A 23,461-nucleotide genomic window follows, 5' to 3' on the forward strand; every position below is an offset into this window, starting at 1 on the left:
TTGAACCCCGTGGTGGAGCAGACGAAACACATCTTCGTGACCGGAGGCGTCGCCTCCTCGCTGGGCAAGGGCCTCACCGCCTCGAGCCTCGGACACCTGCTCCGCGCCCGCGGGCTGCGCGTCACCATGCAGAAGCTCGACCCGTACCTCAACGTGGATCCGGGCACCATGAACCCGTTCCAGCACGGCGAGGTCTTCGTGACCGAGGACGGTGCGGAGACCGACCTGGACATCGGGCACTACGAGCGGTTCCTCGACAGCAACCTGGTCGGCAAGGCGAACGTCACGACGGGGCAGATCTACAACCAGGTCATCGCCAAGGAGCGGCGCGGTGAGTACCTCGGCGACACCGTCCAGGTCATCCCGCACATCACGAACGAGATCAAGGAGCGGATGCGGGCCCAGGCCGCGGGCGCTGCAGGGGTGCTGCCGGCGAAGGCGCCCGACGTCATCATCACCGAGATCGGGGGCACGGTCGGTGACATCGAGTCGTTGCCGTTCCTCGAGGCCGCGCGGCAGGTCCGTCACGACGTCGGTCGCGACAACGTGTTCTTCCTGCACGTCTCTCTGGTGCCCTACCTGGCCCCCAGCGGTGAGCTCAAGACCAAGCCCACCCAGCACTCCGTGGCCGCGCTGCGCCAGGTCGGTATCCAGCCCGACGGGCTGGTGCTCAGGGCCGACCGGGAGATCCCCGAGGGCATCAAGCGCAAGATCTCGCTCATGTGCGACGTCGACACTGAGGCCTGCGCGGCGGCGGTCGACGCGCCGAGCATCTACGACATCCCGAAGGTGCTGCACAGGGAGGGCCTGGACGCGTACGTCATCCGGCGCCTGGGGCTGAACTTCCGGGACGTCGACTGGCACGACTGGGACGAGCTGCTGCGCCGCGTCCACAGCCCCGAGCACACGGTCGAGATCGCCCTGGTGGGCAAGTACATCGACCTCCCCGACGCCTACCTGTCCGTCACGGAGGCGATGCGGGCAGGCGGTTTCCACCACGACGCCCGGGTGTCGATCCGCTGGGTCGCCAGTGACGAGTGCCAGACCGAGGCCGGGGCCCAGCGGGCGCTCGGGGGCGTCGACGCCGTCCTTGTCCCTGGTGGCTTCGGCGTCCGCGGGATCGAGGGCAAGCTCGGCGCTCTCAGGTGGGCTCGGGAGCGGAGGGTGCCGACGTTGGGCATCTGTCTGGGCCTGCAGTGCATGGTGATCGAGTACGCCCGGAACGTCGCGGGGATAGCAGGCGCCAGCTCCACCGAGTTCGACCCGCAGACGCCGGCACCGGTCATTGCGACCATGGAGGAACAGAAGGCGTTCGTCGAGGGGGCGGGAGACCTCGGCGGCACGATGCGGCTGGGCTCCTATCCCGCGAAGCTGACCGAGGGCTCGGTCATCGCCGAGGCGTACGGCGCGGTGGCGGTGGACGAGCGCCACCGGCACCGCTACGAGGTCAACAACCGGTACCGCGAGGAGCTGGAGCGAGCGGGCCTGGTGTTCTCAGGGCTGTCCCCGGACCGGAACCTCGTCGAGTTCGTCGAGCTGTCCCGCGACCAGCACCCGTACTACGTCGCCACCCAGGCGCACCCCGAGTTCAAGTCCCGACCTCACCGCGCGCACCCACTGTTCGCCGGGCTGGTCGGCGCCGCCATCGACGCCCAGCGTGCCGCCCGCCTCGTGGAGGTGGAGCGCCCCCGCGCCACCGCCGACGCGGCCAGCTGAGCCGGCGATGACGGAGGAGCAGCTGGGCGACCGGTTCGAGGAGCGGCCGGTGGTGGCCACCGAGGTTGCCATGCACGGCAAGGTCTGGGACGTGCTTCGCGAGCGCGTCGACCTGGGCGAGGCCGGCGAGGTCACCCGTGAGTTCGTGCGTCACCCTGGAGCCGTCGCGGTCGCCGCAGTGGACGCCGAAGGGCGCATCTGCCTCATCCAGCAGTACCGGCACCCCGTGCGGACCTTCGAGTGGGAGATCCCCGCGGGCCTGCTGGACGTCGACGGCGAGGCGCCGCACATCGCGGCGGCCCGCGAGCTGCACGAGGAGGCCGACCTCGTCGCGGACACCTGGCACGTCCTGGCCGACTACTTCAGCTCCCCTGGGGGGATCGACGAGGCCATGCGCGTCTATGTGGCGCGCGACCTGCGGCCGGTACCGGAGGGCGACCGGCACAGCCGCGACGGCGAGGAGCTCGGGATGCCGCTGCGGTGGGTTTCGCTCGAGGAGGCCCGGGACGGCGTCCTGGCGGGCCGGCTGCACAACGCCACGCTCACGATCGCCGTGCTGGCCGCCCTCGCCGCTCGAGAGCTCGGGTGGGCGACCCTACGTCCGGTCGACGCGCCGTGGCCGGCGCACCGGGCCTATCGGCCGCAGGCCTCACCGCAGCCCTGACGGGAAAGGCCTGCGGCCGATAGGCGCCCGCGAGGCCTCGAAGAAGTGGGTCCCCGGAGACGTGACCGCACGGCGCCCTCGACTGCCGCTCGTGCGAATGCGGGCCTAGGCTCGGCCCATGTATCTCGAGAACCTCGTCTTCGACGCCGTCGACCCGCAGCGGCTCGGACGGTACTGGGAGAAGGCGCTCGGCACCGAGACGCTCTCGGACTCCGAGGAGGCCTACGAGACGCGGCTCACCGTTCCCGGCGGGCCCGTCCTGGACCTGTGCTTCCAGCGGGTCCCGCAGCCGGCCGTCGACGGCTCCCGGCTCCACCTCGACCTGCGGGGCGACGACCAGCAGGACGAAGTGGTCGCGCGGCTGCTTGCGCTGGGTGCCAGCCCCGCCGACATCGGACAGAGAGACGTGCCGTGGGTCGTCCTCGCAGACCCTGAGGGCAACCCCTTCTGCGTGATGGAGGCCCGGGCCGCCTACTCGGACACCGGCCCCATCGCCGCGGTCCCGATGGACAGCGCCGACCCCCAGCGGGACGCCGCGTTCTGGGCCGCGCTCACCGGCTGGGCCCCGGTGGACGGTGTCGCCGACGCCACGCTTCGACACCCCTCGCTGCGCGGGATGCTGCTGGAGCTGTGCGCCGAGAAGTCGGCGAAGTCGGCAGCGAAGAACAGGCTGCACCTCGACCTACGGCTCGAGAGCGAGGACGACCCCGACGCGGTCCTCCCACGGGTGCTGGACCTGGGGGCCCACGTGCTCGACCACGACTTCGGGGATCTACCGTGGACCATCCTGACCGACCCGTCGGGCAACGAGTTCTGCATCCTGCCGGCCCGCGCATGAGCGCCTTCGGTCGTGACGTGCCGCACGACTGCCCGTGCGGCAGCGGCGCGCCTTACGCAGCGTGCTGCGGGCCGCTGCACCAGGGGGAGCGGGCGGCCGCCACGGCGGAGCAGCTGATGCGCTCGAGATACGCGGCATACGTCGTCGGGGACCAGCCCTACCTCGAGCGGACCTGGCACCCGCGCACCCGACCCTCGCCGCTTGCCCTCGACGACGTGGTCGGCTGGGCCGGCCTGAGCATCCTTGCGACGGCTGACGGGCGGGACTTCGACTCGACCGGTGAGGTGGAGTTCCGGGCGGCGTACCGCGGCGGCGCCCTGCACGAACGCAGCCGGTTCGTCCGGAGAGCGGGCGCCTGGGTCTACGTCGACGGCGACATTCTCGGGGACATCGTCGGGGACGTCGGTGGGGACATCGGTGGGGACGTCGGTGGGGACGTCGTCGGGCGAGGCGCGGAGGTCGAAACCGGTTCGTCCCGTCCGACGGCCAGTCCGTAGGATGGGTCGGCTCACCCAAACCTGATCGAAGGAACTCCTGTGCTCCGCACCCACGAGGCCGGCACCTTGCGTGCCGACCACTCCGGCCAGACAGTGACGCTCACCGGCTGGGTGGCACGCCGACGTGACCACGGCGGGGTGGCCTTCCTCGACCTGCGTGACGCCTCGGGAGTCGTGCAGGTGGTCGTGCGCGACGAGGTGCTGGACCAGGGCGAGGCCCACGACCTGCGCAACGAGTACTGCGTCCGCGTGGTGGGAGAGGTCCGCAGCCGGCCTGAGGGCAACGCCAACAAGGAGCTCCCGACGGGCGAGGTCGAGGTCGTCGCCGCCCGCCTGGAGGTGCTGAACCCCTCCGCGCCCCTGCCCTTCCAGATCGACGAACGTGTGACGGTCGGCGAGGAGGCCCGGCTGAAGCACAGGTACCTGGACCTGCGCCGGCCCGGCGCGTCCTCGGCCGGTGCCGCCATCCGGCTCCGCTCCCGGGTGAACGCGGCGGCTCGCGCCGTCCTCGGCGCTCGGGACTTCGTCGAGATCGAGACGCCGACGCTGACGCGCTCGACACCGGAGGGCGCTCGCGACTTCCTCGTGCCGGCCCGGCTGGCTCCGGGCTCCTGGTATGCCCTCCCGCAGAGCCCTCAGCTGTTCAAGCAGCTCCTCATGGTGGCGGGGATGGAGCGCTACTACCAGATCGCGCGCTGCTACCGGGACGAGGACTTCCGGGCCGACCGCCAGCCCGAGTTCACCCAGCTGGACATCGAGATGTCCTTCGTCGAGCAGGCCGACGTCATCGAGCTGGGGGAGGCCATCGTCACGGAGCTCTGGAAGCTCATCGGCGTCGAGCTGTCCACACCGTTCGCTCAGCTCACCTATGCCGACGCGATGGCACGGTTCGGCTCCGACAAGCCGGACCTGCGCTTCGGCAACGAGCTGGTGGACTGCACGGGCTACTTCGCCGAGACGCCCTTCCGGGTGTTCCAGGCCGAGTACGTCGGGGCCGTGGTCATGCCCGGTGGCGCAGCGCAGCCGCGCAAGCAGCTCGACGCCTGGCAGGACTGGGCGAAGAGCCGGGGTGCCCGCGGGCTCGCCTACGTGTTGGTGCAGGAGGACGGCTCGCTCGGCGGACCGGTGGCCAAGAACCTGTCCGAGACGGAGAGGGCAGGACTGGCAGCGCACGTCGGCGCGAGCCCGGGCGACTGCGTGTTCTTCGCCGCAGGTGCCACGAAGCCGTCCCGCGCGCTGCTGGGCGCCGCCCGCCTGGAGGTCGGCCGCCGCTGCGACCTCATCGACGAGTCGGCGTGGTCCTTCCTCTGGGTGGTCGACGCGCCGCTGTTCGAGCCTGCGTCCGAGGCCGTCGCGGCCGGTGACGTCGCGGTCGGCGCCGGCGCCTGGACGGCCGTCCACCATGCGTTCACGTCACCGAAGGCAGAGTTCCTCGACACCTTCGACAGTGACCCCGGCTCGGCGCTGGCCTACGCGTACGACCTGGTGTGCAACGGCAACGAGATCGGGGGTGGGTCCATCCGAATCCACCGCCGCGACGTGCAGGAGCGCGTCTTCGCCGTGATGGGCCTGTCGCCCGAGGACGCGCAGGAGAAGTTCGGCTTCCTCCTCGAGGCGTTCCAGTACGGCGCTCCACCGCACGGCGGCATCGCGTTCGGCTGGGACCGCATCGTCTCGCTACTCGCGGGCACCGAGTCCATCCGCGACGTCATCGCCTTCCCCAAGTCGGGAGGGGGCTACGACCCGCTGACGGCCGCGCCGGCCCCCATCACGGCGGAGCAGCGCAAGGAGGCGGGCGTGGATGCCGTGCCTCAGTCGGCAACGTCGCAGTCGCCAGGCGCTGAGTCAGCGCAGGCGGTGGAGTCCCGGTCGGCAGGGTCTGGGTCAACGCAGAGCCAGCCGACGCAGCCCCAGCCCGCGTAGCAGGTCCTCGCGGCGCGGCTCAGCTCGCGCGACCGCTGCCTACTCCTGTCGACGCCGGTCCTTCGGGCGGCATACGCCCGGCCAGGAGCTCGCCGTCGACGGTCGTGTGCGTGCGCTCGGACCAGAAGGCCACCAAGTCGCGCACCGGCAGGGCGTCGTGGAGCGGGTCCGGGTAGGACCAGGCGATGTCCTCGCCACCCTCGAGGCCTGCGCTGAGGTAGCTCGCCACGCCCTTGTAGGCGCAGACGGTGTGCGTCGCGGAAGGGGTGAGCAGGTCCATCCGAACGTCGTCCGGCGGCAGGTACCAGCGCACCGGCAAGGACGTCTCCACGAGGGCCCGCGCGCGGCGGGACTCCGCCAGGACGGTCTGACCGAGCCGCACGACGACGTGCCGGCTGCTGCGCAGGACGTCGATGCGCTTGAACGGGTCGTGCGGGTGCCCCATCACCGGCTCGTCCTCCTCGGTCCACTCGAATCGCTCGAAGTCGAGGACCACTCGGCCGCCGAGCGTGGCGTCGTCCGGCCTGAACGCCACCTCGACCGCAGGCGCCGAGCCGGCGAGGGTGGCCAGGGGGGTGCCGGGGCACGTGTGGGTCGCGAAGTCCCTGGGCCCCATGGCCGGTGGCAGCCCCGCCGGCGCCTCCCGACGTGACAGCTCCACGAGGTCGAGCTTGAGGTGCTGCGGCGGCACGGCGTACTGCGGCACGACCCGGCGAGGCTCCCAGACGAGCAGCGCGTCGGACGTGTCGAGCACCAGGTCACCCTCGGCGCGGGCCTGCAACCGCTTGGGCGTGCGGACATACCGCAGCTCGGCCAGACTGGAGAGCCACTGGGCATGGAGGTCGAGGGTCACCTCGCCAGCGTCCTCCGGTGCCGCACGCGGTGCAGCGGGCTGGAGGCGAAGAGCCCCGTCAGCGGGTGAGAAAGTCAAGCACCGCAGTGTTGAATTCCTCCGCATGACTGGCGCTCACCCCGTGCGGGCCGCCTTCCACGACGTGCAGCAGGCTGCCGGAGACCGCCTCGTGGGTGCGCCTGCCTGACAGCTCCAAGGGGACGATCCCGTCGCCATCACCATGGATCACCAGGGTCGGCACGGTGATCCTGGGAAGGTCACCGGTGAAGTCGGTGACCCACGAGTGGATGCACTCCGCGGCGGCGTGGAGGTCCGCCTGCGAAGCCTGCCGCAGCGCCTCCTGGCGCTGCGACTCGCTCACCTTCAGCTGCCCGTCAGCCGAGAAGAAGTTCGTGAGGAAGGCGTCGAGGAACCCTTCGCGGTCGGCCCTGAGCTGCTCCTGCATGGCAGCCACCGTGGCGAGGTCCATGGCGCCGTCCGGGTGGTCCTCGTCCTTGAGCAGACACGGGGGGATGGCCGCCGCGAAGACGATGCTGTGCAGCCGGTCCTGCCCGTAGCGGCCGACATACCGAGCCACTTCGCCGCCGCCCATGGAGAACCCGACCAGGGTCACGTCGCGCAGGTCCAGCCGCGTCATCAGAGCGTCGAGGTCCGCGGTGAGCGTGTCGTAGTCGTAGGCGGAGGCCTCGCCGGGCTTTTCGGACGCGCCGAACCCGCGGCGGTCGTACGTGACGACCCGGTACCCGACCTCCCGCAGGGCCGGCGTGACATCCGACCAGGAGGCGCTGCTCAGCGGCCACCCGTGGATGAGGACCACCGGTCGCCCGTCGCCGCCCGAGTCCTCGTAGTGGATCTCGACTTCTGCGGACGTCAAGGTGGCCATGATCGGTCCTTTCGGGTGGTGGGCCGGGACTCCTCGACCCTAGGCCAGAACCGGAGAACGGACGAGGGCCAGGCTCGCGAGAAGAGGCAGGGTCGGTGCCCGGCGCAGGAGCGGCAGCGGACGTGCCCGCTCACCGCAGTCGGCGGCTCGACCACAGGTGGACATCGTCGTAGCCGAGTCCGGTGTAGAGCCTGCGGGCCACGGCGTTGTGGGAGTAGAGGCCCAGCGTGCACACTCCCCGCTCGCGGACGGCCTCCCGGGTGAGCCGTGCCGTCACGGCCAGCCCAAGGCCGGTCCCGCGGTGCTCAGGGTGCACCGTGATGCCGGACAGGACCGGCCAGCCGGCGAGGTTCGGCTCCCTGACCCCGCACGCGACCAGCGTGCCGGCCGAGTCCCGCACCCCGAGCCAGCGCTGGTCAGGGAACTGGAAGGGCCTGGCGTCCGTCCCCGGGTTCGCGACACCGAGCAGGCGCTCGATGTCTCGGATCTCCTTCTGCGACAAGGGCACCAGCCTCTCCTCGACCGGCACGGGAGACGGTGCGGAGGTCGAGCTCATCCACTCCCACTCGTTGCCGTCGGACAGGGCGAGGTGTCGGGCCACCGAGTCCAGGGCGTCGCGCTGGACCGTGACCGACGCCAGCTCGGCGGGCAGCAGCTGCTGTCGGAGCATCCCGCCGACCAGCTCGTCGACGTCGGCCGCGGCGCCCATGACCAGGAGTCCGATCCGGCGCGTATGCGTCCGGCGCGGCACCGCTATCGCGGTCCCGTGGGCGTACGCCGGTCCTTCCAGCGTGACGGGCAGGTCGTAACGCACGAAGCCGCTGTTCCCTGAGGTACGAACCAGCTCGGTGTGCGTGGTGAGGCGCTGCAGCGTCATTCGGTGATGCCGAACCGCGCGTGCCCTCGCCGTAGCCGTGCCGGCGCCCACCAGTTCCAGTCGCCCAGGAGCGTCATGGTGGCCGGGACCAGGAGCATTCGTACGAGCGTGGCGTCGAGGGCGACGGCCGTGGCGAGGCCCACCCCGGTCTGCTTGATGACCAGCAGCCTGCCGGCGACGAAGCCGGAGAACACGATCACGACCAGGAGGGCGGCCGAGGTGATGATGCGCCCGGAGCGTTGCAGGCCCAGGACGACGGCATCGTCGTTGGAGTAACCGCGCTCGTGGAGCTCGACGATCCGTGACAGGAGGAAGACCTCGTAGTCCATCGACAGGCCGAAGCCGAAGGCGAGCACCAGCAACGGGATCGTCGACTCCAGCGCACCCACGGAGGCGAAGCCCAGCAGGTGCTGGAGATGGCCCGTCTGGAAGACCCAGACCATGACGCCCAGGCTTGCGCCGAGGGACACGACGTTGAGCAGGAGGGCTTTGACCGGGATGACGACGGAGCCGGTCATGAGGAACAGCAGGACCAGGGTGGCCAGCGCCACGAGGCCGAACGCGAGCGGCGCGCGCCGGACCATGGAGGCGACGAAGTCCTGCAGGCCGGAGGCGGCGCCAACGACGAAGGTCTCGAACGCCGGCCGGTCATCCTGAAGCCGACGGACCACCGCGCGGGAGGGATCCCCGAGCGGGCCTCCAGGCACGTCCAGCCCGACGAGGGCGAGACCTGGCCCGAGGGGGTCCACGCTCGCCACCCTGGCCCCGGTGGGAAGCCGTAGACCCGCGGCGTACCTGCGGACCTGTGGCAGCGGCGCGCGGGCCACCACTGAGACGTCCGGCCCGTCGAGCTGCGGATAGTCCCGCGCCAGTCCCTGCGAGAACCGTCGCTCGGGCGCACTGGTCGGAAGCAGCTCGGCGCCGGACGACGTCAGGCGCAGGTCGAACGCCGGCACTGCGAGCGCCAGCAGGGCGGCGAGCACCACTGCGATGATGGGAACAGGCCGGCCATGGACCCACCGGGCCAGCCGCGAGAAGACGCCCTGCTGGGGTGGGACCTCCGTTCCCCTGCGCAGCAGCCGACGCGCCCCGAGGGCGCACAGCGCCGGGATGAGCGTCAGGGCGACGACCATGGCGATGAGCACCACGGACAGGCCAGCCGCACCGACGGCCTTCATGAACTCCGCCTCGAAGAGCAGGAGGCCGCCGAGGGAGATCCCCACGGTCAGCCCGGAGAAGATCACCGTCCGTCCGGCGGAGTCCACCGTGCGGGCCGTGGCGGCACGGACCATCTCGGGCGTGATCCGCTCGGCGGGCAGGCCTCGGGCGCGGGCACGGAGCTCTTCACGGAACCTGCTGACGGTGAGCAGGCCGTAGTCGATGCACAGGCCGAGTCCCAGCACCGTCACGACATTGACCGCACTGGCGTCGAGGTCGATGAGGTACGAGAAGCCGAGGAGCGACGCCAGCGCCCCGGCGATGGAGGCGACGGCGCCCACGATGGGCATCCCCGCCGCGACGAACCCGCCGAACACGACCACCATGACCAGGAAGCTGACCGGGAGGGCGATCCCTTCGCCGGTACGCAGGTCCACCTCGATCTGGCCCGTGATCGCAGCGACCAGACTCTGCAGCCCGCCGGCGGAGACCTGCGCTTGGGGCAGGGCGTCCACGAGGGGCTGCATGGCGGCATCCACCGCGGTCTCGACGCGGCGGTGCTCGAGCGCGTCCAGGTCAGCGGCGACGGTCACGACGGTGACGTAGCCGTCCGAGTCGGCGACGCCCCGCTTCAGCAGCGGCGCAGCTCGGGGGTCGTGCAGCCCGCGGGGGAACGCGAACGGCACGGCCACGGAGGCGACCCCCGGGATCTTCTCGATGCGGGCTGCGGCGGCGAGGGCCGCGGCACCCGTCCGCCGCTCCGACAGGTCGACCCGGTCGACGCGCACGGTGTAGGTGCTGAGCTGCGACCGGCCGGAGTGCACGATGAGGTCACGCCCACGCAGGTTCTCTCCCTGGACGGTCGGCTCCCCGCTGTGCAGCCGGTGGAACAGCGAGTCGCCGCCCAGGACACCAGTGGCCGTGGCGAAGCCTGCCGCGACCAGCAGCAGCCACGTCGCCACGACGGTGAGGGGACGGCGGGCGAGCGCGCCGCCGAGCCGGGACAGCGCCGAGCGGGACCGGTCGGGATGCTGGGCGTCGCGGGCGGCGTCGGGCACGGGAGATAGCCTGCCATCCGTGGTGACAGGCAACGGCGAGGACCTCTTCGCGGCGGCGGGTGCCGCCGCGGGCGACGGGATGCCGACCGGCGCCGCTCTCCCTCCGCTCGCCGTGCGGATGCGGCCCGCGTCACTGGCCGAGGTACGCGGCCAGACCGCCGTCCTGCGCCCGGGAAGCCCGCTGCGCCGGCTGGTCGAGGGGTCGGGGGGTTCGGCGGGGCCGCTGTCCGCCATCATCTGGGGGCCGCCCGGCACGGGCAAGACGACGCTGGCCCACCTGGTGGCCACCTCGGCGGGACGCAGGTTCGTCGAGCTGTCCGCGGTGACGGCGGGCGTGAAGGACGTCCGCGCGGTGATGGAGCAGGCCGCCCGCGACCGGGACCTCTACGACCGGCAGACGGTGCTGTTCCTCGACGAGATCCACCGTTTCACCAAGGCCCAGCAGGACGCCCTGCTGCCTGGGGTCGAGAACAGGCAGGTGATCCTCGTCGCCGCGACGACGGAGAACCCCTCCTTCTCGGTCATCGCGCCGCTGCTGTCGCGGTCGATGCTCATCACCCTCACCCCCCTGACCGACGAGGAGGTCGCCGACGTCCTGGCCGCCGCGGTGGTCGACGCCCGCGGGCTGGCTGGGGAGTACGTGCTCGCCGACGACGCGGCCGACCATCTGGTGAGGATCGCGGGGGGCGATGCTCGGCGGGCCCTGACTGCGCTGGAGGCGGCGGCGGGCGTGGCGCTCGACGCCGTCCCGCCCGGGTCCACGCGGGAGGGCCCCGTGGAGATCACCCTGGCGGACACCGAGCAGGCCGTGGCGTTCGCCTCCGTGCGCTACGACAGGACCGGAGACCAGCACTACGACGTCGCGTCGGCCCTGATCAAGTCGATGCGGGGCTCGGACGTCGACGCGGCGCTCCACTACCTGGCGCGGATGCTGGAGGCCGGCGAGGACCCGAGGTTCATCGCGCGGCGCGTGGTCATCGCGGCGTCCGAGGACGTCGGGATGGCCGATCCGACCGCCCTGCAGACGGCCGTGGCGGCGATGCACGCGGTGGCGCAGATCGGGATGCCGGAGGCGCGGATCATCTTGGCGCAGGCCGTGGTCCACAACGCGCTCGCCCCCAAGTCGAACGCGGCCTACACGGGCATCAACGAGGCTGTCGCCGACGTCCGCGCCGGACGCGGCGGCCCCGTCCCGGCGCACCTGCGTGGCAGCGGGTACGCCGGCGCGGCGCGGCTCGGACACGGTGACGGGTACGTCTACGCGCACGGGGAGCCCGACGGCGTCGCCCGGCAGGACTACCTGCCGGAGGACCTTCAGGGGCACACCGACTACTACCGGCCGACGAGCCGCGGTTTCGAGGAGCGTCTGGGACCCCGATGGGAGTGGCTGAAGGAGCGGGTCCGCGGCGCACGTGGATAGTCGCAGGTCAGCGTGCGAGGCGACACGGGATGCGCCGGGAGACGTCAGCGGCGTCGGGGTAGGGTTGCCGCCATGGATTCAGTGAGTCTGGGCGACATCGCGGGCATGATCGCGGCGCTGGCCTTCGCGTTCCTCGTGTTCCGGCTGGGCAGCGTCATCGGGAAGGCCGGAAAGATCCTCGACGAGACGAGGATGAGCTTGCGCAGCACCACGGAGAACGTCCAGCCGACCCTGGTCAAGCTCACCGACACGGTGAGCCTCACCAACGACCAGCTTGCTCGCGTCGACGGCATCACGACCAACGTCTCTGCGATCACGACCAACGCCAGCGCGCTCACCTCGCTGTTCGCCGCCACCCTGGGCAGCCCCGTGGTCAAGGTCGCCGCCTTCACCTACGGAGTTCGCTCGGCGCTCAGCGGCGGCGGCACGCGGACCGCGGGTGGCCGTCGCCACCGCCGGGGCTGATCGCCGATGTCGCGCCTGTTCTGGACCGCCCTCGGCGCCGCCGTCGGGGTCTACGCGGTACGCAGGGTGAGCAAGGCCGCCCAGGCCTACACCCCGGCCGGCGTCGCCCATGGCCTCTCCGAGCTCGGTGACGGTCTCCGGGAGCTGGCTGCCGCTGTGCGCGAGGGGATGGCCGAGCGCGAGACCGAGCTGCGCCTGGCGCTCGGTATCGACGCGGGCACGGCCGACGACCCGCAGGCCGCCGCCGGTCGTCTCGACGCCGCGGCTGCCCGGACGCTGCTGGAGGACCCGACCGGCCCACGAGCCGACCGAGCTCGGTAAGGGCGGGCGCGCCTGCGCCGCAGCCCCGGCATACCACCTGTGCCTGCCCGTACGATTCGTCATGCCCGCCGCAGGCACCCGGAAGATTCGAGTCCAACCATGGAAACCGCCGAGATCAGGCGCCGCTTCCTCTCGTTCTACGAGAGCAAGGGCCACACGGTCGTCCCCTCCGCCCCGCTGCTCTACGACGACCCGAACCTGTTGTTCGTCAATGCCGGGATGGTGCCGTTCAAGCCGTACTTCCTCGGGCAGCAGACCCCACAGTGGGACCGTGCCACGTCGGTGCAGAAGTGTGTCCGTACCGGGGACATCGAGGAGGTCGGCAAGACCTCCAGGCACGGGACGTTCTTCCAGATGAACGGCAACTTCTCCTTCGGCGACTACTTCAAGGAAGGCGCCATCACCCTGGCGTGGGAGCTCATCACCACCTCCCAGGAGCGCGGCGGCTTCGGCCTCGACCCGGACAAGATCTGGCCGACCGTGTACGACGAGGACGACGAGGCGTTCGACCTGTGGAAGAGCACCATCGGCGTTCCCCAGGAGCGCATCGTGCGCCGCGGGAAGCTCGACAACTACTGGCACATGGGCGTTCCCGGGCCCGGCGGCCCGTGCAGCGAGATCTACCTCGACCGAGGGCCTGAGTACGGCCGCGAGGGCGGCCCGGCGGTCGACGAGGACCGGTACCTGGAGTTCTGGAACCTCGTGTTCATGCAGTACGAGCTGTCCTCGGTCCGGGCGAAGGACGACTTCGACATCTCAGGCGACCTGCCCAAGCGCAACATCGACACAGGCATGGGCCTGGAGCGGATGGCCACGCTGCTGCAGGGGGTGGACAACCTCTACGAGATCGACGAGGTGTACCCGGTCCTGAACCGCGCGGCGGAGCTGACGGGCAAGACGTACGGCGCGCACTCGGGGCACGCCGCGAGCGAGTCGCACCCCGACGACGTCCGGCTGCGCGTGGTGGCCGACCACGTGCGGTCCAGCCTGATGCTCATCGGTGACGGCGTCACACCGGGCAACGAGGGTCGGGGCTACGTGCTGCGCCGGATGCTGCGCCGCGCCGTCCGCTCCATGCGGCTGCTCGGGTTCGACGAGCCCAGCCTGCCGCTGCTGCTGCCCGTGTCGATGGAGCGGATGCGGAACTCCTACCCCGAGCTGGAGAGCGGCTTCGACCGGATCTCCTCGATCGCGTACGCCGAGGAGGAGGCCTTCCGTCGCACCCTCGCGTCCGGGACGACGATCCTGGACACGGCGGTCTCGCGGACGAGGGCCTCGGGAGGCACCACGCTGCCCGGCGACGAGGCCTTCGCGCTTCACGACACCTACGGCTTCCCCATCGACCTGACCCTCGAGATGGCCGCCGAGCAGGGCTTGGAGGTGGACCGGGCGGGCTTCACCAGGCTCATGCAGGAGCAGCGTGAGCGTGCCAAGGCCGACGCCAAGGCGAAGAGGGGCGGCCACGCCAACACCGAGGTATGGCGCGACCTGCGCGCTAAGGGCGCCACGGACTGGCGCGCGTACCAGGAGCTCACCACCGAGGCCAGCGTGGTGGGGCTGGTGCTGGACGGGGTCGCCGTCCCGGAGCTCGAACCGGGTCAGCGGGGCCACGTCGTCCTGGACCGCACGCCGTTCTACGCGGAGTCCGGTGGTCAGATCGCCGACGAGGGGGTCATCACGGCCGACCGGGCGCACCTGAAGGTCGTCGACGTGCAACGCCCGGTCAAGGGCCTGGTGGCGCACACGGTCGAGGTGCTCACGGGACCGGTGCGCGTCGGCCAGGAGGTGTCGGCGGAGGTCGACCCGGAGTGGCGCGTCTCGGCGTGCCAAGCGCACTCGGGCACCCACGTCGTCCACGCCGCGCTGCGCCAGGTGCTGGGCCCGTCAGCGCTGCAGTCCGGCTCGTACAACAAGCCGGGCTACCTCAGGCTCGACTTCGCCTGGGGACAGGCGCTGTCGCCGGAGACGCGCAGCGAGATCGAGGAGGTGGCCAACCTCGCGGTCCGTCGGGACCTGCCCGTGTCTGCGCAGTACATGACGCTTCCCCAGGCGCGCGAGCTCGGTGCGCTGGCGCTGTTCGGCGAGACGTACGACGAGGAGGTGCGGGTCATCGAGATCGGTGGCCCGTGGTCCCGTGAGCTGTGTGGTGGGACGCACGTGAGCCACTCCTCCCAGATCGGCGCGTTGTCCGTGACGGGGGAGTCCTCCGTCGGCTCGGGGGTGCGCCGGCTGGAGGCGTTCGTGGGCATGGAGGCCCTGAGGTACCTCGCCAAGGAGCGTGCCCTCGTCGCCGAGCTCACCGACATCGTCAAGGTGCAGCCCGGTGAGCTCAAGGAGCGGGTCGCCGCACTGGTCGCGCGCGTCCGGGAGGCGGAGCGCGAGCTCGAGCGGATGCGGCGTGAGCAGGTGCAGGCCCGCACCGGCAGGCTGGTCGAGTACGCCCGCGACCTCGGTGGCATCCGGGTGCTGACGCACGACGCGGGCGAGGGAGCGAGCGCCGACGACCTGCGCACCATGGCCCTGGACCTTCGGGCGCGGCTGGGCGAGTCCGCCCCGGCCGTGATCGCGCTCACCGGAGTGGCCAAGGGCCGTCCCGGCGTCGTGGTCGCCACCAACGCGGGCGCCCGGGACCGTGGCGTCAAGGCGGGGGCCCTCGTCCGCGTTGCCGCGCAGGCCCTCGGTGGCGGTGGCGGCGGCAAGGACGACCTGGCGCAGGGCGGCGGCACCGACCCGGCCAGGACGGGTGAGGCGCTGGGCCAGATCGACCGCGTGGTCCGCGAGGCAGCAGGGATCGAGGGGTGAGCCCCGCCGCCCGCGAGGGTGTGCGGATCGGCGTCGACGTCGGCTCGGTCCGGGTCGGCGTGGCGGCCAGCGACCCCTCGGGACTCATCGCCACGCCGGTCCGCACGGTCGCGCGCGCCCGCGACGACGCCGGTGGGAGCGCGCCCGACCTCGAGGAGATCGTGGCTCTGGTGCGGGAGCTCGGCGCGATGGAGGTGGTCGTCGGGCTGCCGCGGTCGCTGTCGGGAGCACAAGGAAAGGCGGCCGTGACGGCGCGCACGTATGCTGGGCGGTTGGCGGTCCGGGTCGCCCCCGTGCCGGTCCGGCTCGTGGACGAGCGCCTCACTACCGTGGAGGCGCATCGCTCACTGCGGGAGAGCGGGATGGACGGCCGACGGCAGCGGTCGGTCGTCGACCAGGCCGCGGCGGTGGTGATCCTGCAGGTCGCCCTGGATGCAGAGCGCGGCTCCGGGCGCCCGCCCGGCGAGCTGGTGAGAACTGACGGGCGCAAGCCCCGGACGAAGGACAGACACCGATGACCGAGCCCCATCTGGAGCACTCGATCTTCGGGGGGACCGAGCACGAGGAGGCCGGGGGGCACCACGAGGGCCGGCCTGTGCGGGGGCGCCCGCCGCGTCGCCGTCCCCGCCGTCGAGGGCGGCGGCTGGGGATCCTCGTGGCAGCTCTGGCGATCGTCGCGGTGGCCGCCTTCGCGGCGTACACCGTCCTGCGGCCGGTGGTCGACGGCTTCCTGGAGAGCAACGACTACCCGGGGCCGGGCACCGGGCGGGTCCAGGTCGTCGTCAACGAGGGGGACACCGGGCGGGCGATCGGGGCCACCTTGGTCAAGGCGGATGTCGTCAAGAGCGCCAAGGCGTTCCTCGCCGCTGCGGCGAAGGACAAGCGGTCCGCGGCCATCCAGCCCGGCACCTACTCGCTCAGGAAGCAGATGGCGGCCAAGGGCGCTCTCGCCGTGCTCGTCGACCCCAGGAACCGCACCGTGCCCCGGGTCACCGTCCGCGAGGGCCTGTGGAAGAACGAGGTGTTCGCCGCCCTCTCCAAGGGCACCGGCGTGCCGGTCGCGCAGTACCGTGCCGCCGCGAAGGACGCCCAGGCCATCGGCCTCCCGGCGTCGGCCAAGGGCAACGTGGAAGGGTTCCTGTACCCGTCCACGTACGAGTTCCCCGCGAAGTCGACAGCCGCCGAGCAGCTCAAGATCATGGTCGCCAAGGCCGTGCAGGAGCTGGACTCCGCCGGCGTGCCCGAGGCGAGCTACCAGCGGACGCTGACCGTGGCTTCCATCGTGGAGGGCGAGGCGGGGGTCGCTGACCGGGGGAAGGTCGCCAGGGTGGTGGAGAACAGGCTGCGGAACCCGGACGGGCCCACCGTGGGGCTGCTCCAGATGGACTCGACGGTCAACTACGCGCTGCAGAAGCGAGGCAACCTCACCAAGCCCGAGTACGACCGGGCGAAGTCCAGCCCGTACGACACCTACGCGAACAAGGGCCTGCCGCCCGGACCGATCGGAAACCCGGGAGCCAAGGCCATCGAGGCGGCGGCGCACCCCACGCCGGGACCCTGGTACTACTTCGTCACCGTCAACTACGACACCGGCGAGACCCGCTTCGCCGCCACGCAGGCGGAGCACGACCGCAACAACGCACAGCGCCAGCAGTGGTGCGACGCGCACAAGCCGAAGTGCGAGGGCGGTGGCTGAGCCGCGGCGCGCCGCGGTCCTCGGTCGGCCGGTCAGCCACTCCCTGTCACCCGTCCTGCACTCGGCGGGCTACCGCTCGCTGGGGCTCGCCGAGTGGTCGTACGGCGCCCACGAGGTGGGAGAGACGGAGCTCGCCGCGTGGGTCGGGGCCCTCGACGGCTCTTGGCGCGGCCTGAGCCTGACGATGCCCCTCAAGGAGGTCGCCTTCAAGGTGGCCACCTCCGTCACCGACACCGCACGCGTCACCGGGGCGATCAACACCCTGGTGCGCCGCGACGGCGAGGGCTGGGAGGGGCACAACACGGACGTGAGGGGAGTGGAGGCCGCCCTGGCCGACGTCGCGCACGACGGCACGGCGACACTGCTGGGTGGTGGTGCCACCGCTCGCTCGGCGATCGTGGCCCTCGCCGCCCTGGGCGTCCGGCGGGTGCGGCTCGCCGTGCGTGCGCAGCCGCGCCCGGAGACGCTGCGCCTGGCCGTCCAGACCGGGGTCGCGGTCGAGACCGTCCCGCTGGCGTCGTGGGGGGCCCACCTGCTCGGCGGCCTCGTGGTGAGCACCCTTCCCCCTGAGGCCGGGGAGCCGGCCGCCCGTGCCTTGGGAAGCGGTCGGCGCACGGGGACGCTGCTGGACGTCGTGTATGCCGACTGGCCCACTCCGCTGGCGCGAGCCGCCGCAGCAGCCGGTCTGGACGTGGTCTCGGGGCTGGACATGCTCGTGTACCAGGCCGCCGAGCAGTTCCGGCTCTTCACCGGCCACGTGGCACCGGTCCAGGCCATGTACGCCGCCGGCCGACAGGCGCTCGGCCGGTGATGGCCCGTGATGGTCGGGTGACCGTCCGATGATCGTCCTGGGGTCGGGCGCCCACACCGCCGGCTGGCTCCTGGCGCTCTTCGGAGTCCTGGGCGCGCTCGTCGGCTGGTACACCGGACGACAGCTGGCCACCGGTGGGTACCGGATCACCTCGGACGACGCGGGCGCCCTGCCGCGCCACGCGTGGTGGCCTGCGGTCGCTCTCGCGGTGCTGTGGGGGTTCCTGGCGTGGCGGGTCGGGGACGTGGCCGGCTGGGCCGCCCTACCGGCGTACCTCCTCTTCGCCTGGCTGACCGTCGCCCTGATCTGGATCGACGCGGACGTTCACCGGTTGCCCGACGGGCTGGTCCTCCCGGCGTACCCGGCGCTGCTCGTGCTCGTCGGGGTGGCCACCCTCGGCCTGGGGGACTGGCGCCCCCTGGTCCGGGCGCTGCTCTGCCTTGCGGTCATGTACGCGCTCTACTTCGTCATGGCGATCGCCTCTCCCGGGTCGCTGGGGTTCGGCGACGTCAAGCTCTCCGGGCTCATCGGGCTGGTGCTGGGCTGGTGGGGCCTCGGTACGGCCGTCATGGGGCTGCTCGCGGGGTTCGTCGTCGGCGGTGTGCTGGCGGTCGTCATGCTCGTGGGACGCCGCGTCGGCCTCCGCTCGCACATAGCGTTCGGGCCGTCGATGCTGCTCGGGGCGCTGCTGGCGCTGGCGGTCGAGTACCAGCTGGTGGCCTAGCCGTGGGGGTCCGCAGCCTGCATGGGAGGATCGGCGCATGCTCCGCTGGCTGACCGCAGGTGAGTCCCACGGCCCGGCTCTGCTGGCCACGGTCGAGGGGTTGCCTGCCGGTGTGGAGGTGACCACCAAGGACGTGGCTGCCGCGCTGGCCCGGCGCCGGCTGGGGTTCGGTCGGGGGGCCCGGATGAAGTTCGAGCAGGACGAGGTCGAGCTCCTCGGGGGCGTCCGGCACGGGGTCACCATGGGGTCGCCCATCGCGATCCGGATCGGCAACACCGAGTGGCCGAAGTGGGAGACCGTGATGGCGCCGGACCCCGTCTCGGACGAGGCGTTCGCCGCCTCCGACGACGTCAACGCGGAGAAGGAGGTGGCCCGGAACCGGCCGCTGACCCGGCCGAGGCCTGGTCACGCGGACCTCGTGGGCATGCAGAAGTACGGTTTCGGCGACGCCCGCCCCGTCCTGGAGCGCGCGTCGGCGCGGGAGACCGCAGCCAGGGTCGCGCTCGGCGAGGTGGCTTCGCGCTTCCTCGACCAGGCGTACGGGATCAGGCTCGTCTCGCACACCGTGGCCATCGGGACCGCGGGCGTGGGCGAGGAAGCAGTGCTGCCCACGCCCGAGCAGGTGGAGCAGATCGACGCGGACCCGGTCCGCACGCTGGACGCCGCCGCGTCGGCGGCCATGGTGGCCGAGGTCGAGGCCGCCAAGAAGGACGGGGACACGCTCGGTGGCGTCGTGGAGGTGCTCGCCTACGGCGTGCCGCCGGGGCTCGGCTCCCACGTCCACTGGGACCGCAGGCTCGACGCCCAGCTCGCCGCGGCGCTGATGAGCATCCAGGCGATCAAGGGAGTGGAGGTCGGGGACGGCTTCCGCACCGCCGCGCGCCGCGGGTCGGCGGCGCACGACGAGATGGAACGCGCCGGCGACGGCACCATCGTGCGTCGCACCGGCCGTGCGGGCGGGACGGAGGGCGGGATGTCGACCGGCGACGTACTGCGCGTGCGCGCCGCGATGAAGCCGATCTCGACGGTGCCTAGGGCGCTCGACACGGTCGACACGACCGGTGCCGACGCAGCCAAGGCCATCCACCAGCGTTCGGACGTGTGCGCGGTCCCGGCCGCGGGTGTCGTCGCGGAGGCGATGGTCGCTCTCGTCCTCGCACAGGCCTGCCTGGAGAAGTTCGGCGGGGACTCGGTGGCCGAGACGGCCCGCAACCACGCGGCCTACCTGGCCTCGGTCCCCGAGGCGATGCGCACGTGGTGAGCGCTCAGACCCGCCCCCTCGCGGTCGTCATCGGCCCGCCCGGCTCGGGCAAGAGCACGATCGGCCGCCGGCTGGCCCAGGCCCTCGGCGCCCCGTGGCACGACACGGACGCCGCGATCGAGGCGCAGGCGGGGCAGTCGATCGCAGACCTCTTCGTGGACCACGGCGAGGCGCACTTCCGCGACCTCGAGCGCGCCGAGGTGGCGCGCGCCCTGGCCATTCCCGGCGCGGTCGTGTCGCTGGGCGGTGGCGCGGTGATGGATCCCGCGACCCAGCAGGCACTCACCGGCCACCGGGTGGTGTTCCTCGACGTGGGCATCGCCGACGCCGCGCGGCGCATCGGGTTCGACGCGAGCCGGCCGCTGCTCCTGGTCAACCCGAGGGCCTCTTGGACGAAGATGATGAACGAGCGCCGCCCGACCTACGAGCGGCTGGCGACCATCCGGGTGGAGACGGCCGGGCGGAGACCGGCGGACATCGTGACGGAGCTCCTGACCGCCCTGGAGGCACGGCGATGAGCACGACCCGCATCAGCGTGGGGGACCAGTACGACGTCGTCGTCGGCCGTGGGCTGCTGGACGAGCTGCCAGCACTGGTGGGCGAAGGCGTCCAGCGGGTGCTGGTCGTGCACCCGCGGGCCCTCGCCACGACGGGCGAGGCAGTGCGAGAGGACCTGGTAGGCAAGGGTTTCGAGGCGTATGCCGCTGAGGTTCCAGACGCCGAGGAGGCGAAGACGGCGCAGGTGGCGGCATTCCTGTGGGGCGTCCTGGGTCAGGCGGGCTTCACCCGCTCCGACGCCGTCGTCGCCGTCGGCGGGGGAGCCACCACCGACCTCGCCGGATTCGTCGCCGCCACCTGGCTGCGCGGTATCCGGGTGGTGCACGTGCCCACCACGCTGCTTGCGATGGTCGACGCGGCGGTGGGCGGGAAGACCGGCATCAACACGGCGGAGGGGAAGAACCTCGTCGGGAGCTTCCACCCCCCGGCGGGCGTGCTGTGCGACCTGGACACCCTCGAGACGCTGCCCCCTCACGACTTCGTGGCCGGGCTCGCCGAGGTGGTCAAGTGCGGCTTCATCGCCGACCCGGTGATCCTGGACCTCGTGGAGGCAGACCCGCAGGACGTCCGCTCCCCGGCGGGCCGACACGTCCGCGAGCTCGTGGAGCGCGCCATCCGGGTCAAGGCAGAGGTCGTCGCCCAGGACCTGAAGGAGTCGGGGCTACGGGAGATCCTCAACTACGGGCACACCTTCGCGCACGCAGTCGAGCAGGTGGAGCGGTACCAGTTCCGCCACGGCGCCGCAGTGTCCATCGGCATGGTGTACGTGGCCGAGCTCGCGCGCCTGGCGGGCAGGATCGACGACGACCTCGCCGAGCGGCATCGTGCGATCCTCACCTCGCTCGGGCTTCCGGTGAGCTACCGCGGTGACCGCTGGCCCCGGCTCCTGGAGGCGATGAAGCGGGACAAGAAGTCCCGAGGCTCGGTCCTGCGGTTCGTCGTCCTCGCTGGGCTCGCCAAGCCGACGCGGCTGGAAGGACCCGACCCTGCGCTGCTCCAGGCGGCGTACGCCGAGATCGCTCGGGACTGACAGGCGAGAGGAGGCCACCATGCAGTCCGCCTATCTCTACGACGCCGTCCGAACGCCCTTCGGGCGGTTCGGCGGCGCCCTCGCGGCGGTGCGCCCGGACGACCTCGCGGCGACGGTGCTCAGCGCCGTAGTCCAGCGCACCGGGCTCGACCCCGCCGTGGTGGACGAGGTCGTCCTCGGCAACGCCAACGGCGCTGGGGAGGAGAACCGCAACGTCGGCCGCATGGCGGCCCTCCTGGCGGGGCTACCGACCTCCGTATCCGGCAGCACCGTGAACCGGCTGTGCGGCTCCAGCCTGGACGCGGCCATGGTCGGCTCCCGGACCATCGAGACTGGGGACGCGCAGGTCGTGCTGACCGGGGGCGTGGAGTCCATGACCCGGGCCCCCTGGGTGCTGCCGAAGGCGGACCGCCCCTACCCGGCGGGTGACGCGACCCTGGTCTCCACGACGCTCGGCTGGCGGCTGGTCAACCCGCGGATGCCCCGGGAGTGGACGGTGTCGCTCGGAGAGGCGAACGAGCAGCTCGCCCACGAGTACGGGATCTCACGCCAACGGCAGGACGAGTTCGCCGTCCGTTCCCATGAGCTCGCCGACCTGGCGTGGTCGCACGGGTTCTATAACGACCTCGTCGTCCAGGTGCCGGGAGCCGAGCTGGCGCGGGACGAGAGCATCCGTCCCGGGACCTCCGCCGAGGCGCTGTCCAGGCTCACGACGTCCTTCCGGGAGTCCGGCACGATCACCGCCGGTAACGCCTCCCCGCTGAACGACGGGGCGTCGGCGGTCCTGCTCGGGTCGCGCGACGCTGCAGACGTGCTGGGGCGGGAGCCGTGGGCCCGCGTGGCCGGCCGGGGCTCCTTCGCCCTGGAGCCGCACCGCTTCGGGTTCGCGCCGGTGGAGGCGGCGAACCGCGCCCTGGCCCGCGCGGGCATCCGTTGGGACCAGGTGGCTGCAGTCGAGCTGAACGAGGCGTTCGCCGTGCAGTCGCTGGCCTGCCTCGACGCCTGGGGCGTCGACCCGGGCATCGTGAACCAGCATGGTGGCGCGATCGCGATCGGGCACCCGCTCGGCGCCTCCGGGGGTCGGATCCTCGGCACGCTGGCCGCGACCTTGCGCCATGCTGGCGGCCGCTACGGCGTCGCGGCGATCTGCATCGGGGTCGGGCAGGGCCTGGCGGTCGTGCTGGAGAACGCTGCGGCGTGAGCACCGACCTCCGGCGATCACCCTGGTCGAGGAGGGTTCGGGGGGCCCGGACGCGGCGGCTAGACTGCTCCGGATCCCAACCCCGGCATTCCGGGACGTCCGCGCGCCCGCGCACTCCCGGCATACGAAAGCGACACACACGTGGCATCGACCAACGACCTGAAGAACGGCCTCGTTCTCAACATCGACGGCCAGCTGTGGTCCGTCGTGGAGTTCCAGCACGTCAAGCCCGGCAAGGGACCCGCGTTCGTGCGGACGAAGCTGAAGAACGTCCTGTCCGGGAAGGTTGTGGACAAGACGTTCAACGCAGGTGTCAAGGTCGAGACCGCCAACGTCGACCGGCGGGACATGCAGTTCCTGTACAAGGACGGGTCCGACTTCGTCTTCATGGACGGGACGACCTACGACCAGATCCACATCCCGGAGGCCACCGTCGGCGACGCCGCGAACTACCTCCTGGAGAACCAGAGCGCCCAGGTGGCGACCCACGACGGGACGGTCCTGTACGTCGAGCTGCCCGCCTCCGTCGTCCTTGAGATCACGTACACCGAGCCGGGGCTGCAGGGCGACCGTTCGACCGGAGGGACCAAGCCGGCGACGCTGGAGACGGGGGCCCAGATCAACGTGCCACTGTTCCTCGAGCAGGGCACCAAGGTGAAGGTCGACACCCGCGACGGCTCCTACCTCGGTCGCGTGAACTGACCC

At 71.8% G+C, this 23,461-nt stretch carries 22 protein-coding genes; 18 read left to right on the forward strand and 4 right to left on the reverse strand.

The window, feature by feature from the left end; genetic code table 11:
• Positions 1 to 9 precede the first annotated feature (9 nt).
• The 5 genes from PHA84_RS09480 to aspS all read left to right on the forward strand — a co-directional run bounded on the left by PHA84_RS09480 (position 10) and on the right by aspS (position 5,638).
• Positions 10 to 1,716, forward strand: a complete 1,707-nt coding sequence (locus PHA84_RS09480) for a CTP synthase (protein WP_270887846.1) — start codon at positions 10 to 12, stop codon at positions 1,714 to 1,716.
• A gap of 7 nt (positions 1,717 to 1,723) precedes the next feature.
• Positions 1,724 to 2,380: an NUDIX domain-containing protein gene (locus tag PHA84_RS09485; protein WP_270887847.1), complete on the forward strand. Its 657-nt coding sequence runs from the start codon at positions 1,724 to 1,726 to the stop codon at positions 2,378 to 2,380.
• A gap of 118 nt (positions 2,381 to 2,498) precedes the next feature.
• Complete coding sequence (locus PHA84_RS09490; RefSeq protein WP_270887848.1) at positions 2,499 to 3,218, forward strand: VOC family protein; 720 nt, start codon at positions 2,499 to 2,501, stop codon at positions 3,216 to 3,218.
• Positions 3,215 to 3,715 carry a YchJ family protein gene (locus tag PHA84_RS09495; protein WP_333742271.1) on the forward strand — a complete coding sequence of 167 codons (501 nt, stop codon included), beginning with the start codon at positions 3,215 to 3,217 and terminating at the stop codon, positions 3,713 to 3,715. Before PHA84_RS09490 ends, PHA84_RS09495 begins: the two co-directional genes overlap by 4 nt.
• Before the next feature lie 39 nt (positions 3,716 to 3,754).
• Entirely contained in the window at positions 3,755 to 5,638 is a 1,884-nt protein-coding gene (gene aspS / locus PHA84_RS09500) for an aspartate--tRNA ligase (RefSeq protein ID WP_270887849.1), read from the forward strand.
• A 19-nt stretch (positions 5,639 to 5,657) separates the two neighbouring features.
• Here the strand turns inward: aspS and PHA84_RS09505 are convergent, their stop codons facing one another.
• The 4 genes from PHA84_RS09505 to PHA84_RS09520 form a co-directional block, all read right to left on the reverse strand.
• Positions 5,658 to 6,491: a DUF427 domain-containing protein gene (locus PHA84_RS09505; RefSeq protein ID WP_270887850.1), complete on the reverse strand. Its 834-nt coding sequence runs from the start codon at positions 6,489 to 6,491 to the stop codon at positions 5,658 to 5,660.
• Between the two features lie 58 nt (positions 6,492 to 6,549).
• Positions 6,550 to 7,374: an alpha/beta fold hydrolase gene (locus tag PHA84_RS09510; RefSeq protein WP_270887851.1), complete on the reverse strand. Its 825-nt coding sequence runs from the start codon at positions 7,372 to 7,374 to the stop codon at positions 6,550 to 6,552.
• Between the two features lie 130 nt (positions 7,375 to 7,504).
• Positions 7,505 to 8,251, reverse strand: coding sequence for a GNAT family N-acetyltransferase (locus PHA84_RS09515; protein ID WP_270887852.1), 747 nt, complete (start codon positions 8,249 to 8,251; stop codon positions 7,505 to 7,507).
• Positions 8,248 to 10,467, reverse strand: a complete 2,220-nt coding sequence (locus PHA84_RS09520) for an MMPL family transporter (RefSeq protein ID WP_270887853.1) — start codon at positions 10,465 to 10,467, stop codon at positions 8,248 to 8,250. Before PHA84_RS09520 ends, PHA84_RS09515 begins: the two co-directional genes overlap by 4 nt.
• A 79-nt stretch (positions 10,468 to 10,546) precedes the next feature.
• Here PHA84_RS09520 and PHA84_RS09525 point away from each other — a divergent pair, with 79 nt between their 5' ends.
• From PHA84_RS09525 to efp, 13 genes are all read left to right on the forward strand, one after another.
• A complete protein-coding gene (locus PHA84_RS09525; protein WP_270887932.1) occupies positions 10,547 to 11,887 on the forward strand; it encodes a replication-associated recombination protein A in 1,341 nt (446 codons plus the stop codon).
• Positions 11,888 to 11,968: 81 nt separating this feature from the next.
• Positions 11,969 to 12,352 (forward strand): DUF948 domain-containing protein, encoded by a 384-nt coding sequence (locus PHA84_RS09530; RefSeq protein ID WP_270887933.1) that lies wholly within the window; start codon positions 11,969 to 11,971, stop codon positions 12,350 to 12,352.
• A 6-nt stretch (positions 12,353 to 12,358) separates the two neighbouring features.
• Positions 12,359 to 12,673: a DUF6167 family protein gene (locus tag PHA84_RS09535; RefSeq protein WP_270887854.1), complete on the forward strand. Its 315-nt coding sequence runs from the start codon at positions 12,359 to 12,361 to the stop codon at positions 12,671 to 12,673.
• Between the two features lie 99 nt (positions 12,674 to 12,772).
• Entirely contained in the window at positions 12,773 to 15,475 is a 2,703-nt protein-coding gene (gene alaS, locus PHA84_RS09540; protein WP_270887855.1) for an alanine--tRNA ligase, read from the forward strand.
• Positions 15,472 to 15,993, forward strand: a complete 522-nt coding sequence (ruvX, locus tag PHA84_RS09545) for a Holliday junction resolvase RuvX (protein WP_270887856.1) — start codon at positions 15,472 to 15,474, stop codon at positions 15,991 to 15,993. Before alaS ends, ruvX begins: the two co-directional genes overlap by 4 nt.
• Positions 15,990 to 17,171: an endolytic transglycosylase MltG gene (mltG, locus tag PHA84_RS09550; protein ID WP_270887857.1), complete on the forward strand. Its 1,182-nt coding sequence runs from the start codon at positions 15,990 to 15,992 to the stop codon at positions 17,169 to 17,171. Before ruvX ends, mltG begins: the two co-directional genes overlap by 4 nt.
• On the forward strand, positions 17,164 to 17,982 hold the full coding sequence (locus tag PHA84_RS09555) for a shikimate dehydrogenase (RefSeq protein ID WP_270887858.1): 819 nt from the start codon (positions 17,164 to 17,166) through the stop codon (positions 17,980 to 17,982). Before mltG ends, PHA84_RS09555 begins: the two co-directional genes overlap by 8 nt.
• Positions 17,983 to 18,010: 28 nt before the next feature.
• Positions 18,011 to 18,706: a prepilin peptidase gene (locus PHA84_RS09560; protein WP_270887859.1), complete on the forward strand. Its 696-nt coding sequence runs from the start codon at positions 18,011 to 18,013 to the stop codon at positions 18,704 to 18,706.
• Positions 18,707 to 18,743: 37 nt separating this feature from the next.
• Positions 18,744 to 19,967 (forward strand): chorismate synthase, encoded by a 1,224-nt coding sequence (gene aroC / locus PHA84_RS09565; RefSeq protein WP_270887860.1) that lies wholly within the window; start codon positions 18,744 to 18,746, stop codon positions 19,965 to 19,967.
• On the forward strand, positions 19,964 to 20,485 hold the full coding sequence (locus tag PHA84_RS09570) for a shikimate kinase (RefSeq protein ID WP_270887861.1): 522 nt from the start codon (positions 19,964 to 19,966) through the stop codon (positions 20,483 to 20,485). Before aroC ends, PHA84_RS09570 begins: the two co-directional genes overlap by 4 nt.
• The gene (aroB, locus tag PHA84_RS09575; protein ID WP_270887862.1) at positions 20,482 to 21,555 is read left to right on the forward strand and encodes a 3-dehydroquinate synthase; all 1,074 of its coding nucleotides are present in this window, start codon (positions 20,482 to 20,484) and stop codon (positions 21,553 to 21,555) included. Before PHA84_RS09570 ends, aroB begins: the two co-directional genes overlap by 4 nt.
• A gap of 19 nt (positions 21,556 to 21,574) precedes the next feature.
• Positions 21,575 to 22,756 (forward strand): thiolase family protein, encoded by a 1,182-nt coding sequence (locus tag PHA84_RS09580; protein WP_270887863.1) that lies wholly within the window; start codon positions 21,575 to 21,577, stop codon positions 22,754 to 22,756.
• Positions 22,757 to 22,897: 141 nt separating this feature from the next.
• Complete coding sequence (gene efp, locus PHA84_RS09585; RefSeq protein WP_270887864.1) at positions 22,898 to 23,458, forward strand: elongation factor P; 561 nt, start codon at positions 22,898 to 22,900, stop codon at positions 23,456 to 23,458.
• Positions 23,459 to 23,461: the final 3 nt, after the last annotated feature.

Origin of the sequence: Pedococcus sp. 5OH_020 (genome assembly GCF_027812955.1) — a bacterium.
Lineage (GTDB): Bacteria > Actinomycetota > Actinomycetes > Actinomycetales > Dermatophilaceae > Pedococcus.

Coding starts and splice junctions, on each gene's coding strand:
- PHA84_RS09485 (WP_270887847.1), top strand. CDS start 1,724: ATGACGGAGGAGCAGCTGGGCGACCGGTTCGAGGAGCGGCCGGTGGTG.
- PHA84_RS09490 (WP_270887848.1), top strand. CDS start 2,499: ATGTATCTCGAGAACCTCGTCTTCGACGCCGTCGACCCGCAGCGGCTC.
- PHA84_RS09495 (WP_333742271.1), top strand. CDS start 3,215: ATGAGCGCCTTCGGTCGTGACGTGCCGCACGACTGCCCGTGCGGCAGC.
- PHA84_RS09510 (WP_270887851.1), bottom strand. CDS start 7,374: ATGGCCACCTTGACGTCCGCAGAAGTCGAGATCCACTACGAGGACTCG.
- PHA84_RS09515 (WP_270887852.1), bottom strand. CDS start 8,251: ATGACGCTGCAGCGCCTCACCACGCACACCGAGCTGGTTCGTACCTCA.
- PHA84_RS09525 (WP_270887932.1), top strand. CDS start 10,547: ATGCCGACCGGCGCCGCTCTCCCTCCGCTCGCCGTGCGGATGCGGCCC.
- PHA84_RS09535 (WP_270887854.1), top strand. CDS start 12,359: ATGTCGCGCCTGTTCTGGACCGCCCTCGGCGCCGCCGTCGGGGTCTAC.
- alaS (WP_270887855.1), top strand. CDS start 12,773: ATGGAAACCGCCGAGATCAGGCGCCGCTTCCTCTCGTTCTACGAGAGC.
- mltG (WP_270887857.1), top strand. CDS start 15,990: ATGACCGAGCCCCATCTGGAGCACTCGATCTTCGGGGGGACCGAGCAC.
- PHA84_RS09560 (WP_270887859.1), top strand. CDS start 18,011: ATGATCGTCCTGGGGTCGGGCGCCCACACCGCCGGCTGGCTCCTGGCG.
- aroC (WP_270887860.1), top strand. CDS start 18,744: ATGCTCCGCTGGCTGACCGCAGGTGAGTCCCACGGCCCGGCTCTGCTG.
- aroB (WP_270887862.1), top strand. CDS start 20,482: ATGAGCACGACCCGCATCAGCGTGGGGGACCAGTACGACGTCGTCGTC.
- PHA84_RS09580 (WP_270887863.1), top strand. CDS start 21,575: ATGCAGTCCGCCTATCTCTACGACGCCGTCCGAACGCCCTTCGGGCGG.